Genomic DNA, 15,394 nt, shown 5'->3' on the forward strand with positions numbered 1-15,394 from the left:
ATCGCTTAAAAATAGAAAAACAAGGCACACTTACCTTGTTTTAATAATTATTATTCGCACGATTATAGTTTTCTTGATTTTTTGCATAGTATGCATTAAAAAGTTCGGTGTATGAAAAACCAAGGATCTTAAAAGTTCCCAAAGCAATTTCAAACACATTAGTTATAGTTTCTTTATTTATATTTTTCATCATATTAACAATTGAAATGAATAATTCTCTAAGTTGTTGATTAATGTCAGTAAAAACTATCTTAGGTGTAATTTCGCTACTTACACCATAAGAATTACTAAAATTCACCAAAAAGTGTAAAAGATCAACAAACTCTTCTTTAATTTTAGAATTTGAAATATTTTTATTTTCTTTTCAATATTTAAAACTTTGTACTTCATTAACGAATTCAGCAGCTTCTACAATTAAAGCTAATTGTTTTTGTACTTCTAAGTCTTTTTCACTTAAACTAGGGTTAATTTTCTTTCTTTTTTCTGCAATTGTAATATCTAATTTTCTTTGCATTTCAAATATTTCAGCTAAATTCATATGTATATTATAGTAATAATTCACCATTATAAAAACAATTATTTTAAATAATCTTATTTATTAAAAAATAATGCAAAATAATCAAATTTATATATTGCTATTTCTTTATAATAATTGTAATTATTAACTAAGATAAATCATTTTAAAATTTAAAACGATTAAAAAATGGATTAAATATGAATCAAAAATATTATGTACATTTAGCTAAGAAACATTTTGCAGAATTAGTGTTTAATACTGCGTATATTGAAGGTGTTGATGTCACTTTATCTCAAACACAAACCATTATAGATCAAGGTAGTGTTGAAAACGTTAGCAATTCAGACATTCAAACTGTTTTAAACCTTAAAGACGCTTGAAAATATATGATCAAAAACGTAGATCAAGATTTAACTTTGGAATATATTTGCAAAATTAATCAATTTGTTTCAAGAAACGAGAGTTTAGATTGAGGTGTTTTAAGATACGGAAACATAGGAATTAGTGGCACAAATTATAAACCCAATATCCCTAATAAAGAAGATGTGATAAATCAAATTGACAAATTAAACCAAATACCTGATCAAAAACTTAAAGCACTAAAATTCTTTGGTTATATTGTGAGAAATCAATTATTTTGAGACGGTAATAAAAGAACCGCAACAATTATTGCAGCTAAAGTATTAATCCAAAATGGTTTAGGAATATTAACTATAGGTAAATCTAATGCATTGAATTTCAATGAATCATTATTAAATTACTATAATACCAATGATGATTCAATGCTATTAGAATGTTTAAACAACTGCATTAAAACAGAATAAAAAATAGATAGAGTTTTTTACTCTATCTATTTTAATTAAGTTTAAATATTATTAATTATAGTAATTCAATACCTTTTTTAAATACTTCTTTGCGATATTTTTCAGGTCAATAACTTGCTTGAACTTCACCAATATGTGCTTTTTCTAATAAGAACATACTTAAACGACTTTGACCAATTCCTCCACCAATAGTTAAAGGTAGTTTGTTTTTAATAACAGCTTTATGATATGGAGAAATATTAGCTACTTGTTCTTTGGTTAATCCACTTTGTTTCACAATTGAAACATCATTTACTCTAATTCCCATTGATGATAATTCAATTGCTTGATTTAATACATTAGAATAAACAATTAAATCACCATTTAATTTTCAATCATCATAGTCAAAAGCTCTTAAAGAATGAATAATATTTGATTCTAAAGGATAACCGATTTTATAAATAAAAACTGTTCCTTTTTCTTTTGCTATTGCTGTTTCACGGTCTTTAACACTTAATTCTGGAAATCTATTTTCTAAATCTTGAGCACTAATAAAATACACTTCTTTAGCTAAGTCATTAGTTAAAACAGGAAACATTTTAACTAATTTTTCTTTAGTGGTATAGATCGCATCATAAATTTGATTTACTGTTAATTTTAAAAAGTCTAAATTTCTATCTTTTTCTAAAATAACTTTTTCTCAATCTCATTGATCAACATAATATGAATGTAATTCATCTAATTCTTCTTCACGTCTAACTGCATTCATATCAGTATATAAACCTTCATATGGTGCAAAATGATATTGCATTAAAGCGTGTCTTTTTCATTTAGCTAATGAATGTACCACTTCTAATCTGGTTTTACTATCTCTTGGTAAAAATCATACAGGTTCTTCACCGTTTAATCCATCGTTTAACCCTGATTCTTTAGATACAAATAAAGGTGCTGTAGCACGAGTTAAATTTAAATTTTTCTTAAGTTCTTCTTGAAAAATTTTCTTTAAATCTTGAATTGCACTTTGTGTTTGTCTAATACTTAATTTTGGTATATACATAATTCTCCTTTGTTTAATATAAAAAAATTGTACTATTTTTTGTATTAAACAAAATTTATATATTAATTAGATTTATTAACTTATATAATTGATTTATGAATCAACAAACTAGCAAATATTCACGAAAAAGAATTAAAAATAATGTTTTAATATTTGGTTTTTTACACAAAATAACTTCTGCTAAAGGAAGATTATTAACTATTACCATTATTGGAATTATAATGGGATTATTTGGGGTTTTATTACTTCAAAATACTGGATTATATGCTTTAGGTTTAGAATCATTTGGCCAAGGATTAGGTAATTTGGCTTATTATTTAATTCAAGATAAAAGAATTGCTTACATAGTTTTTAACTTATGCTTTTGATTAATTTATTTTATTTTAAATATTCCTTTATTAATCTTATCTTGAAAGAAAATATCCAAAACTTTTACTTGATATACATGTTATTATTTATTAATTTTTACTGTTGCAGGAATTAGTTTTGGTTTTGTTCCTTCAATTAATAAAGTCTATTTATTTAGTGATTTATTACATAATACACCTGCTATTTTTCAAAAAGATAGTGTAAGAATCATTTTATGAAACTATGATAAAGATAGTTTTAAACATATTGCGGTGTTTCTTTATTCAATTTGTTGAGGATTACTTCAAGGATTAGCTGCAGTTAGTGTGATTATCCTTGCAGGATCTACTGGTGGATTTGATATTTTAGGTATGTATATTGCTAAAGTTAAATTAAGAGATATCGGGTCTATTTTCTTTATTTTAAATATTTTAACTTTAACTTTTGCTAATATCATTGGTACTTTTTTACCTGCTTCATTATCAATTAAGCACGGAATGGTAGATCATAATTTTTTAGAACTTAATAAGCCTTTTAGTGCTAACATATTTTTTAGTCCTAACTTTGTTTCAGGATTTTTTATGTTGCTTATGCATGCTTTTATTGTTAATTTTGCTTATCCTAAGTATAAATTAGTTCAAATTCAAATCTTTTGTACTAGACCATTTGAATTAATCAACATCATTAATGAAAAATCTCAAAGACAATTTACTTTCTCAGTAATAGAAGTATGAGGAGCTTATTCAAGAAAGAAACAATTTATGATCACAACTAATGCTCAATATTTTGATATTGCTTATTTATTTGAATTAGTAAGAAAAATTGAACCACAATTATTTATGAGTTTAATTGATATTAAAAAAGGTGATGGATATATGTTTGTTGAAGAATAAATATAACTTAAATCAAACACATTTGTGTTTGATTTTTTTATTTAGTAAAACAAAAGTAGTAGAATACTTTAAATCATAAATTAATTAACTCACAAAAGAATATAATTAAATTAGAGGAAACTATGAAAACAAAAACTAAAAAAATATTAATTACAGGTGCTACTTTGATACCTATTATAGGTTTTGGTGTAGTTAGTTGTGCTAAAACCAAATCAAATAACAACTACAATCAAGCAAAAGACACTTTAGATAAATTAAAACAATTAGAATCTAAGATTTCTAATCAACCAGAATTTAACGATATCAAACAAGAAATTAATCATTTTATTGAAACTAATTATTTTAATGAAAATACTCAAGATGATAAACTAGTTTCAATAATTAGTCAAATGAAACATTTATATCAAAAATTAGAATTGAAAATGAAACAAAATGAGACAAATGTCGATCCTAATCAAGCTTTAAAAGAACAATTAAAAAATCAAATCCAAACCAAATTACAAGAATTACAACAATTAAAAACTACAAAAAAGATTACTAATGATAGTAATTTAGATTCATTACTTAATACCCAATATTCTAATGATGATGTAGCAAAATTACAAGAATTATTAAATAATATTAATTCTAAAATTACAGAGTTGAATAATATAACCGTTCCAAAAAACCCTGATACTAAATTACCAGAAAAAAACAAAGATAAAGAGCCTTCAAATACTAGTTCAACTGAAACATTAATTGCAGAAAAATCTAATGAAATCAAAACATTCATTAATGGTTTAGATACCTTAGCATCAACATCAAATGATACGATTAAAAGTGGTTTAGAGCATGTTAAAAAGAACACTCAAGAACAAGCAGATGCTTTAGAATATCGAACTACATTTTTAAAAAATACAAATCAATATGATGATTATGCTCAAAAACAACTTCTTAATGATTACCAAGTAACTTTAGATGATGCTAAAACTAAAAAGAATTTAGTTTTAAGTAAAAATGATGCTGGTAATGCACCATTAAATCCAAATAAAAAATACTATAGATATGATAATGAACAAGATATTAAAGATTTAATGGATATGTTTGACACTATTGTTAAAGAACAACAAATAGGAACTATTTCATTTGGTGATGTTCAAATTGAAGCTCAAGCAATGTCAAAAGCTTACTATCGTTGAATTAGAGAAAGATGGAGAGATTATCCTTGATTAGGATTTAATAATGGAGTATTTTTCTTCCGTATTAAGGGTAATGAAAACCTTACATTCCCTAATGATGTAGAACATGTATTAAATAAAACTTATTATGTTGAATCAATAGTTAATGGTATTTATGCAAGCGATTGACTTTCAGATAATCAATATCGTGATAATTTTAAATACATTATTAACGAAGTTAATAGCTTGATTAAAGATGGAATGAGCGATTTAGAAAAAGCTGCAGCTTTATACTGATATGTTTTAGAAAAATCTGGTTATGACTATAAATTCTCAAATCCTGCAAGATCTTACTTTAATAATGGTGGAGTTTGTGCTGATTTTGGTTCATTTTATGCTTTTATTTTAAATATGGTAGGAATTGAAGCTTTACCACATAACACTGGAAGTATTGATGGAATTGATTACAATAAATTAATTGAAGCTAATTTAACTAAAGATACTGGTCAAGAACTTCATGAATTAGTATGAATGAGATTAAAAAATCCTGATAATGGTAAATACTACTGATTTAGAAGTGATCCTACTTGAGGTGATAGTATGGATGACAAATGAGATAAAGATCCTCATGCTAAAACTGGTATTGGTTGAAATATGGATCAATTTATTTCACCTTTGGGATTATCTGCTTGAAAACCTTTTAGTAATGAAGATGGTGATAGAACTCAATTTGATTACAATAACTTTTGAGGTTTACCTTTAAGAGAACATATAATACCTAACGCTGAAACTCCAGGTTACTATTCAACACGTGATGAATTTGTATTTAAACATAATTTATTCCAAGATGAAGTTAAACCTGGACAAAAAATATCTAAACCATTTTTCTATGATGGTAAATGATTCTATATGCAAAAAAACTTTGATGAAAAAGATTTAAGAGTTAAACCAACTTTTTCATTTAGATATAGAAACTTCTTAAATGATACAAGTAAAGATGTCTTTAGTTCAACTGATCCTGCAGCTAAAAAAATAGCTGATGCTTTAATGAGTTTTAAAAGTGAATTATTAGGTAATAGTCAATATTCATATCCTTTAACTTTTGAAAGAAATAACAAAGTTATCTTTGTTATTAAAAACTTTAACTATTTAGAAAATCATAAACAAAATAAACCATCACAATTAGTAATTCTAGATTTAGATACTTTACAAACTCAAACAGTTACTTTACCTTTAGTAGGTCCTGATAGAACTAGTCAAAGATGAGTTGAAAACTTCTACTTTGATGCAGAAGGCAATTTATTTGTTAAGTTTAACAAAGAAGATATATTTGATGGAAATGTCTATCCAAGACACTTTAAGGTAGATATTCCTGATAGTTTAAAACATTATTTAGCTTCTACTGCTCCTTCAAAAGCTGAAGCGTTAAATTGAATTAATAGAGTTAGAGATTATTCATCAATTTATCTTGAAGATGGTTCAATTGGTAATTTACCTAAAATAACCAATAATCATTCATTAAAACAAGAATTATTAAATAATTTTAACACTATTAAAACATCAATTGAAAATAATACAGATACCAATTATGCAGCTATAATTACCAAAATTAAAGATTTATACAATACTTTCTTAAGTCATAAAATAATGTCTAAAAATCCTTTATTTATTGAAAAACAATTAAATGAATATTATGAATTTTCAAAATCTAAATATGAAGGAGAATCATTTAGAGGATTAACTAACTTCAATGTTATTCAAGATCCAGATGATATTTTTTCAAGAAATGAAGCTATTTTATATGATGTATATTACTCAACTACAAAAGATGGTAATTATACAAAAATTAAATCAAATGCATATATAGATAATTTAACTATCTCAAAACAAGAGCAACCAAATCTTGAAGGATATTACTATGTTATTGCTCATGATATCAATGATCCTAATAGAACTGTAAAATCTGATATAACACATGTGGTATATGTAATAAATAATAAAAATCATAAAGAAGAATATGCTTTACACCCAAATTTAAGTGGGTTAAAAGTTGGGTTTAACTGAGGAACAACTGTCCAAACATCAAATATTCAACTTAATGTTATTCCTGGAGTTGAACAAATTAACAACCAAAAAATGTCACACTTATACTTCCATTGATTCCAATTAACATTGCAAATTCCAGGATTTGCATTAAACCTTAAAAACTTCTCTAATGCAAGTTTTAAAGTTTACTTTATTCCATTTAATGATATCAATGCTAAAAAAGTTGTTTGACAAAAAGATTTAACAGCTAATGATTATTATTTTAGGGATACTAATATTGATATAAGTGCTAAAGAACCAGGAATTTATTATTCTGAAGTTTCTTATACATATAACAATCAAAATTACAAAGCATTTTCAGAAATTAGTACTATCTTTGGTAGTTTAGATAACTATAAAGAAACATTAGTTAAATTCTTTAACGATATGAACCTTGCTCATAAAAGTTATAATGATTAAATACAAAAGACCTAGTTTACTAGGTCTTTTTTGTGCTTAATTAAGCTTAATATCATATAGCTAACTCATACATTTCCCACTTTATACCTAAAATAAAAATTTATTTTAATTTTAATTGCTCCCACTAGTCAAGAAATAAGATAATATCTAAATATTGATATGGAAATATATGCTTAAAATAATATAATTAAATTAGAGGTAAATATGAAGTCAAAAACCAAAAAAATAATCATTACTAATGCTACATTGATTCCAATGATTGGATTTAGTGTAATTAGTTGTGCTAATAATAAATCTGATAACAGTTATAATCAAGCAAAAAATATGCTTGCTAAGCTAGAACAAATTAAAAAAACTATACCTAGTGATGCAAAATTTGATGCTATTAGGCAAGAAATTAATATTTTTATTTCAAATAATTATTTCAATGAAAATACTCAAAAAGAGAAATTAGTTTCTTTAGTTAATCAAATGAATACTCTATATCACAAAGTCCAGAGTATGATGAGCAGCAAAAACAATAATCAAGAAGAATATAAAGCTCAATTATTAGTTTTAAAAAATATAACTAATAATCATAGATATAGTAATTTAAATAATCAAATTAATGATTTTATTAATGACTATCAAAATAAAGAATTAAATCAAATTAAAGCTTTTGTTGATGATATAAATTCAAGATTTAATACCTTAAGTATTAATATCAAACAAAAAGAAAATGAATTTAACAACACAATTCAAGAATTAAAAAGCTTACTAGCTCAAGTTAATAAAGAACTAAATGAAGAACAAAGTAATCTAATCAACACTAATATAAATGATTTAAATTTTGATGAATTAACTATGTTAATTCAAAAAGTACAAAGTGAAAAACAAAAAATTCAAACTGAAATCAATGCTATTGATAATAACGAAACTTTAAGATTTGCAAAACTTGAACAAACTAAAACTACAAGAACAAACTTAGAAAGCTTATCAAATTCATTAACTTCAGCTCAATATCAATCATTAAAAAATAAAATAACTACATTTTTAGCTGATTCAAACAATTTAATTAATGATAATTTAACAATTAATCAACTTGAATCACTTATTTCCAAATATTCTAACTTCTATAATGAATGTTCTAGAGAAAAAGAATCAATTGAAAACGCACATACTGCTGAACAAAATCTAAAAGCTAATTTAAAAAGAGAAATAAAAACTTTTTTAACAACAATTGATCAACATAAATTTGCTACCTTATATCAAAAGGTTAATAATTTTGTTTCTCAATCTCTTGAATCTCAAACTTCTAGTCAAATACAATCATTTTTAACAACTGTTAAAAATGAAAAAAGAGATTTAGAAGCTAGATTATCAACCAAAGTACAACAAGTTCAAACTAAATTACAAGAATTAAAAAGAAAAATTAATGAGAAAAATGTTACTGTAGATGCAACTTTAAGCGATCTTATTAATACAGTATTATCAAATAAAAATTCCAATGAACTTGATTCTTTATTATTAAGAATTAATCAAAAAATTCAAGAAGTTAATAATATTATTGTACAACCAACAACACCACCTTCTAATAATGGAGAAGTTGATAATAATGAAAATAGAACAGATACTCCTGTTACAGAACCTAAAAGACCTACTGAACCTGTACAACCTGATCCAGTAGTACCTACTAGACCAGAAAATCCTACTGATCGTGTTGAACGAGAACCTGAACCTATAATGCCGCCAACTATAAATCCAGTTGATCCAGTTAGACCTGAACCTATAATACCACCAACAACAGTACATCCCGTTGAACCTCAGCCAGTTCAACCAACTCATCCAACTCAACCTGAAACACCAGTTGCTCCAGGTAATACAACTGCATTAATTGAAGAAAAATCAAGAGAAATTAATACTTTTAGAGATACTTTAGCAACCGCTCCAAATAATGATGCAGAAATTCAAAAATGATTTGATCACGTTAAAAAGAATTTAGATGAACAAGTTGAAGGATTAAAATATAAAACTCAACGTTTAATTAGTGAAGGTGCATATGATGAATATGCTAAGAAAACTATGCTAGATGACTATAAAGTTATTTTAGAAGATGCTAAGATCAAGAAACAATTAGTATTAAGTAAAAAAGATGCTGGTAATGCACCTTTAGATCCAACTAAAAAACTTTATAGTTATGATAGCGAAGAAGATATTAAAGCTTTAATGGATATGATGGACAAAATTGTTCTAAACCAACAAATAGGAACTATTTCATTTGGTGATGTTCAAATTGAAGCTCAAGCAATGTCTAAAGCTTACTACCGTTGAATTAGAGAAAGATGAAGAGATTATCCTTGATTAGGATTTAATAATGGAGTATTTTTCTTCCGTCTTAAAGATAACCCAAATCTTACATTTCCTAACACTGAAGATAATGTATTGAAAAAAACTTATTATGTTGAGTCAATAGTAAATGGTATTTATGCAAGTGATTGACTTTCAGATAACCAATATAGAGATAATTTCAAATATATTATTGACGAAGTAACTAGTTTAATTAAAGAAGGAATGACTGATTTAGAAAAAGCTGCAGCTTTATACTGATACGTTCTAGAAAAATCAGGTTATGACTATAAATTCTCTAATCCTGCTAGATCTTACTTTAATAATGGTGGAGTTTGTGCTGATTTTGGTTCATTTTATGCTTTTATTTTAAATATGGTTGGAATAGAAGCTTTACCACATAATGCAGGAAGTCTTGATAGTGAAGATTATGCAAAACTAGTTGAAGCTAGATTAACCAATGACAGAGGTCAAGAGCTTCATGAATTGGTATGAATGAGATTAAAAAATCCTGAAGATGATAAATACTACTGATTCAGAAGTGATCCCACTTGAGGAGATAGTAGCAAAGGCGATAGATGAGATAAAGACCCACATGCCAAAGGTGGAATTGGCTGAAATATGGATCAATTCATTGCACCATTAGGTTTATCACCTTGAAAACCATTTAGTAATCAAGATGGCGATAGAACACAGTTTGATTATAATAACCTTTGAGGATTACCTTTAAGAGAACATATTCTTGAAAATGCTGAAACTCCTGGCTACTACAAAACTTATGATGAAAAATTTGTATTCTATAGAAATCTATTCCGTGAAAAATTAAAAGAGGGAACAGGTTATAAAATTTCAAAACCATTCTTCTTAGATGGATATTGATTCTTTATAGAAAAAACACCAGCTGGTCAATTTACATTTAAATATAGAAAATTTTTAAACGACACAAGCCACAACCTTTTCCAACCAGATCAATATGAAGATGTACCACAAGTTGCTAAAAATTTAAAACAAGCACTAGAGCCATACAAAAATGAATTATTACAAAATAGTAGATATTCATCTCCTTTATCTTTCGAAAGAAATAATAAAGTTATGTTCGTGCTTAACAACTATAATGATGTAGATTATAACGAAACATTAAAGAACGGTCACTCAACTATCTTATTTATTGACCTTGATGATTTAACAAATGTTAAAAAAATTGAACTACCTGTAGTTGCACCTGATAGAAAAGGTAGAAGACACGTGGATAACTTCTATTTTGATGCAAAAGGTGATGTATTTGTTAAATTCAAACACGAAGGTGGTAAAGATGATTCTAATGTTTACCCAAGACACTATAAACTTGAAATTAATGATGATTTAAGAAGTTTCTTAACAAAAGTGACACCTACAAAAACTGAGGCTTTAAATTGAGCAGAAAGAATAAGAGATTATGTTTCTATTTATCTTGAAGATGGAAGCATAGGAAATATGCCTAAACCAGTTAATGGTAAATCTTTAAAACAAGAATTATTAAAAAATATTAAAGATATTAAGACATCTATAGAGAATGAAACTTCACCACAAAATTATCAACAATTGATTGATAAAATGAAGAGTTTATATAATGCATTCATGCAAAATAAAATCACTTCTAAAAATCAATTATTTGTTTCTAAACAATTAAATGAATATTATCAATTCCCTGCTAAAAAATGAGGAAATGATGAATTTAGAGGTTTCTTAGATTTTAGAGTTATTCAAAATGCTGATGATATTTTCACAAGAAACGAATACGTTCTTTATGATATTTATTACTCACAAACCAAAAATGGAGATTTCAAAAAAATTAAATCAGATGCGTATGCAGATAATTTAACTCTTACTAAACAAGAACATAGTAATTTACAAGGATATTACTACATTATTGCTCATGATCTAAATGATTCAAGTAAAACCGTACAATCTAATACCACATATATTGAAGTTGTTGATCAAGAATACTCTCAACATCCTAATTTAGGTGGGTTAAAAGTTGGATTTAACGATGGATTTACAGTTCAAAACTCTAACATCCAACTTAATGTTATTCCTGGAGTTGAGCAAATTAATAATCAAAAAGTATCCCACTTATACTTTAATTGATTTAAATTAACTCTTAAAATTCCTGGAGCAGCAATTAATTTACCTAATTTCTCAAACGCTAGTTATAAAGTTTACTTTATACCATTTGATAATGTAAATCAAAAAGAAGTTGTGTTTACAAAACAATTAACACCAACTGAAACATGATTTAAAGAACAATCAATTAATATAAGTGCTTCTAAACCTGGTATTTACTATGCTGAATTAGTTTATACCTACAATGGAACCACTTATAAAGCATTCTCTGAAGTAAGTACAATCTTTAGTCAATTAGAAGGATTTAAAGACACCTTAATTAAATTCTTTAAAGATATGAAAGATGCTAACAAAAGTTATAATAGTTAAAACAAAAGACCTAGTTTAAAACTAGGTCTTTTTCTTATGCTAAAGGATCTCAAGGCTCTAATAATACTACAGGATTTGATTCATCTAAATATTTATTATCTAAATATTTAGCATCAACAATTGCTGAAAAGTTATATTCATCAAATCACTGATCTGACATTGAAAAAATTCCATCTTTTCCACAATCTTTTCCTCAAGAGTTTTCTACTTTTCAAGTAATTGGATTGCCTTGTTCATCTAAATTAACTCCTACAAATGCCATTGCATGAGTTAATGTGGAGTTATAAAAGTTGATACGATCAACTTTGGTTAATCTTTCTTGAAGATTAAAAGCATTGTCATATTGATAAAGATTAACATCCATAATACCAGTAGCATTATCTTTAAAAGGATCTACATCACAACCAAATCAAACTACATTACCATCTTTTAATGAGTTAATAATTGCAGTTTTAATATCTTTAAGATCAACATTAATCATTTTAACTTCTTGATCTTCGTAAACACTTTTTTGGTATTTTAAAGTATATTTAGCTCCTAAAGGATAGATGTTTCTTGGGTCGTGAATAATATCAACTTTATCATTAAATTCTGATCCTACATATTGATTAAAGAATTCACTAGGAGTAATATTGGCTATCTTTTGATATTTGTCGTCTTTATCATGATATTCATAACTAAATGATTTAGGTGGTACACCTAAACATTTAGCAACTATATCATAAACACTGGTTAAAGCTTGCTCTTTAATTGCTTGTACATCTTTGGGATTGTTTCTCATTGCTTTAACTGCTTTTAATAATTCTAAGCTAATTAAATGGTTCATTTCAGTAGTATTACCTGAATGGAAAGTTTCTTCCATAATACTTTTTGGTACTGCACCATATTTTTTAATTAAACCATTAAATCATTCATAATATCCACCATCAGGTGCAGGATGAGTGATAAATGAATGAACTAATCTATCATTTAGAGGTTTATCTAAATGATTAGACATATTATTTAAAAATGAATTAGCTTTTTCTAATTTATCATAAAAAGCTAAATAGTTTTGAGAAAACTCAAACTCTTTAACGTTTAATTTTTCCATTGCTCTAACTCTTGCCATATTTAATGAAGCAAAAATTCAACATCTACCACTATTTTTTTGACTAGTGATGTTTCCTTTTTTAGTTTCAACATTAAATACATAGTTATGTTTAGCTTTGGTAGCATTATCAAAAACTGTGTTTCTAATTCCATTTTTAATTACACTATTTTGAATTAAAGAATTAGAATTATTAGTTTGATAATTCTCTTGTAATTTGTTTAATAATTCGTTGGTAAGTTTCATCTTATTTCCTATTCTAATCCGTTTTTGTTTTTAAACTGTAATTTAATTGGACAACCTTTGAAATTAAATGATTGTCTAAGTTGATTTTCTAAAAATCTTTCATATGAAAAGTGTAAGAATTTCTTGTTATTAACAAAGAAAGTAAATGTTGGTATCTTTCTTTTTTCTTGTCTTACATAATAAACATTTAATCTACCACCATTATATGGTTGAGCAGGTTGGATTAATTGAGTTTCAATAACTAAGTTTGATAATAATGAAGGTTTAATATCTCTTTCAAGATTATTTCTAACTTCTTTTAAGGTATCAAATAGTTTGTTCATTCTTTGGTTATATTTAGCAGAAATAAATACAAAAGGAACTCAAGGTACAAAGTGGAATTTTCTACGCATTCTTTTTTCATATTCTGCCATTGTATTGGTTTCTTTTTCAACTAAGTCTCATTTATTAATTACCATAATTATTGGTTTTTCATTATCTAATGCATAACCAATAATTCTAGAATCAAAGTGACTAAATTCTTTTTGAGTAGCATCAATCACTATAATTGATAAATCTGCTTCACTTAAAGAATTCATAGCTCTCATAAGTGCATAATGATCAACACTTTCAACCAATTTAGATTTTTTAGTAATTCCTGCAGTGTCAATAATGTTATATTTTTGTCCATCGATTTCAACAATTGAACTAACACTATCTCTAGTGGTTCCTGCAATTTCAGAAACTATAGATCTATTTTCTTTAGCTAAATTATTTAATAATGAAGATTTTCCAGCATTAGGTTTCCCAATAATTGCTAAGTTAAATAAATCTTCTTGTTCTGCATCTTCAAAATCTAAATATTGAACACATTTATCTAAAACTTCCCCAATACCTTCTCCATGAAGAGCTGAAATTGGATAAATATGATCTACTCCTAATTTATATCAAGCATAATCAAATTCTTGATTATTTTCTAATTTGTTAGCTACAGCAATAATAGGTTTATTGCTTTTACGTAAGATATTCATAATGAATAAATCATCATTGGTAATTTCATTTTTACCATCAAATAAGAAGATAATAACATCAGCTTCTTCAATTGCAATTTTAGCTTGAATTTGAATTTGTTCTTGGAAAGGACGATTTTCAATTTCAATCCCTCCAGTATCAATGATTTTTAATTCATGCCCAGTTCACTGAATTTTCTCATATAATCTATCTCTAGTAACTCCTGGTTGATCATGTACTATTGAAACTTTTTTTCCAATTAAACGGTTAAAAAAAGTACTTTTTCCAACATTAGGTTTACCTATAATAGCAATAGTATTACGCATTATCACCTCCTGCTTTTTTAACTAAATTAATAATTTCATCAATTACTTCTTCTTGTGTTAAATTTGTACAATCAATTAAGATAGAATCTTTGGTTTTATGTAACGGGTCTACTTCACGATTCATATCTTGAGCATCACGTTTTTTAACATCATATAAAACTTCTTCATAATTAGTATGACAACCCATTTCATTATTTTGCATTTGTCTTCTGCGTGCTCTTTCTTCAGGTTCAGCTCATAAAAAGATTTTTACTTCAGCATGAGGCATTAGTTTGAAAGTTGTATCTCTTCCATCAATAATAAAACCTTTGTCTTTATTAGTGATATGTTGGACAAAATCTACCACATAGTTTCTAACTTCAGGTATTTTAGCAATTGTTGGGGTAATTTGAGAGATGTATTCTGCTCTAATTTTTTTACTTATATCTTCATTATTTAACAAAATTCGATCATTAGCTTCTAAAGTTATCATATCGTGTCTTAATGATTGAATAATAGCTTGCGAATCATTGCTTTCAATACCTAATTTTAGTGCATTATAAGCAATAGCACGATAAATACTTCCACTATTAATAAAAGTGTAATTTAATCGTGAAGCTATTTCTTTAGCAACAGTGGACTTACCTGCTCCACAAGGTCCATCAATGGCAATATTTACTTTTTTCATA

9 protein-coding genes are annotated in these 15,394 nt (G+C 26.3%); 4 read left to right on the plus strand and 5 right to left on the minus strand.

Annotated features, from left to right (window positions below):
* Nucleotides 1–40: 40 nt before the first annotated feature.
* Entirely contained in the window at nt 41–538 is a 498-nt protein-coding gene (locus GE118_RS00805; RefSeq protein ID WP_158763570.1) for a dUTP diphosphatase, read from the minus strand.
* Nucleotides 539–714: 176 nt separating this feature from the next.
* Between GE118_RS00805 and GE118_RS00810 the strand changes: the two genes are divergently transcribed.
* On the plus strand, nt 715–1,341 hold the full coding sequence (locus tag GE118_RS00810; RefSeq protein ID WP_158763571.1) for a Fic family protein: 627 nt from the start codon (nt 715–717) through the stop codon (nt 1,339–1,341).
* 55 nt (nt 1,342–1,396) lie between these two features.
* Here the strand turns inward: GE118_RS00810 and asnA are convergent, their stop codons facing one another.
* A complete protein-coding gene (gene asnA, locus GE118_RS00815) occupies nt 1,397–2,377 on the minus strand; it encodes an aspartate--ammonia ligase (protein ID WP_158763572.1) in 981 nt (326 codons plus the stop codon).
* Between the two features lie 95 nt (nt 2,378–2,472).
* On the opposite strand from asnA, the gene GE118_RS00820 reads away from it, so the two are divergent.
* From GE118_RS00820 to GE118_RS00830, 3 genes are all read left to right on the plus strand, one after another.
* Nucleotides 2,473–3,618, plus strand: coding sequence for a YitT family protein (locus GE118_RS00820; RefSeq protein ID WP_158763573.1), 1,146 nt, complete (start codon nt 2,473–2,475; stop codon nt 3,616–3,618).
* Between the two features lie 122 nt (nt 3,619–3,740).
* The gene (locus GE118_RS00825; RefSeq protein WP_158763574.1) at nt 3,741–7,280 is read left to right on the plus strand and encodes a transglutaminase-like domain-containing protein; all 3,540 of its coding nucleotides are present in this window, start codon (nt 3,741–3,743) and stop codon (nt 7,278–7,280) included.
* A 204-nt stretch (nt 7,281–7,484) separates the two neighbouring features.
* Nucleotides 7,485–12,077 carry a hypothetical protein gene (locus tag GE118_RS00830; RefSeq protein WP_158763575.1) on the plus strand — a complete coding sequence of 1,531 codons (4,593 nt, stop codon included), beginning with the start codon at nt 7,485–7,487 and terminating at the stop codon, nt 12,075–12,077.
* A 34-nt stretch (nt 12,078–12,111) separates the two neighbouring features.
* On the opposite strand, the gene GE118_RS00835 is transcribed toward GE118_RS00830, so the two are convergent.
* Genes GE118_RS00835 through cmk form a run of 3 tightly spaced genes read right to left on the minus strand, consistent with a single transcriptional unit; the run spans nt 12,112 to nt 15,393 of the window.
* Nucleotides 12,112–13,410: an aminopeptidase C gene (locus tag GE118_RS00835; protein ID WP_158763576.1), complete on the minus strand. Its 1,299-nt coding sequence runs from the start codon at nt 13,408–13,410 to the stop codon at nt 12,112–12,114.
* A gap of 8 nt (nt 13,411–13,418) precedes the next feature.
* Complete coding sequence (der, locus tag GE118_RS00840) at nt 13,419–14,726, minus strand: ribosome biogenesis GTPase Der (protein WP_158763577.1); 1,308 nt, start codon at nt 14,724–14,726, stop codon at nt 13,419–13,421.
* Nucleotides 14,719–15,393 carry a (d)CMP kinase gene (gene cmk / locus GE118_RS00845; protein WP_158763578.1) on the minus strand — a complete coding sequence of 225 codons (675 nt, stop codon included), beginning with the start codon at nt 15,391–15,393 and terminating at the stop codon, nt 14,719–14,721. The genes der and cmk overlap by 8 nt, the downstream gene beginning before the upstream one ends.
* Nucleotide 15,394 lies beyond the last annotated feature (1 nt).

Source organism: Mycoplasma sp. NEAQ87857 (assembly GCF_009792315.1).
Lineage (GTDB): Bacteria > Bacillota_I > Bacilli_A > Mycoplasmatales > Metamycoplasmataceae > Mycoplasmopsis.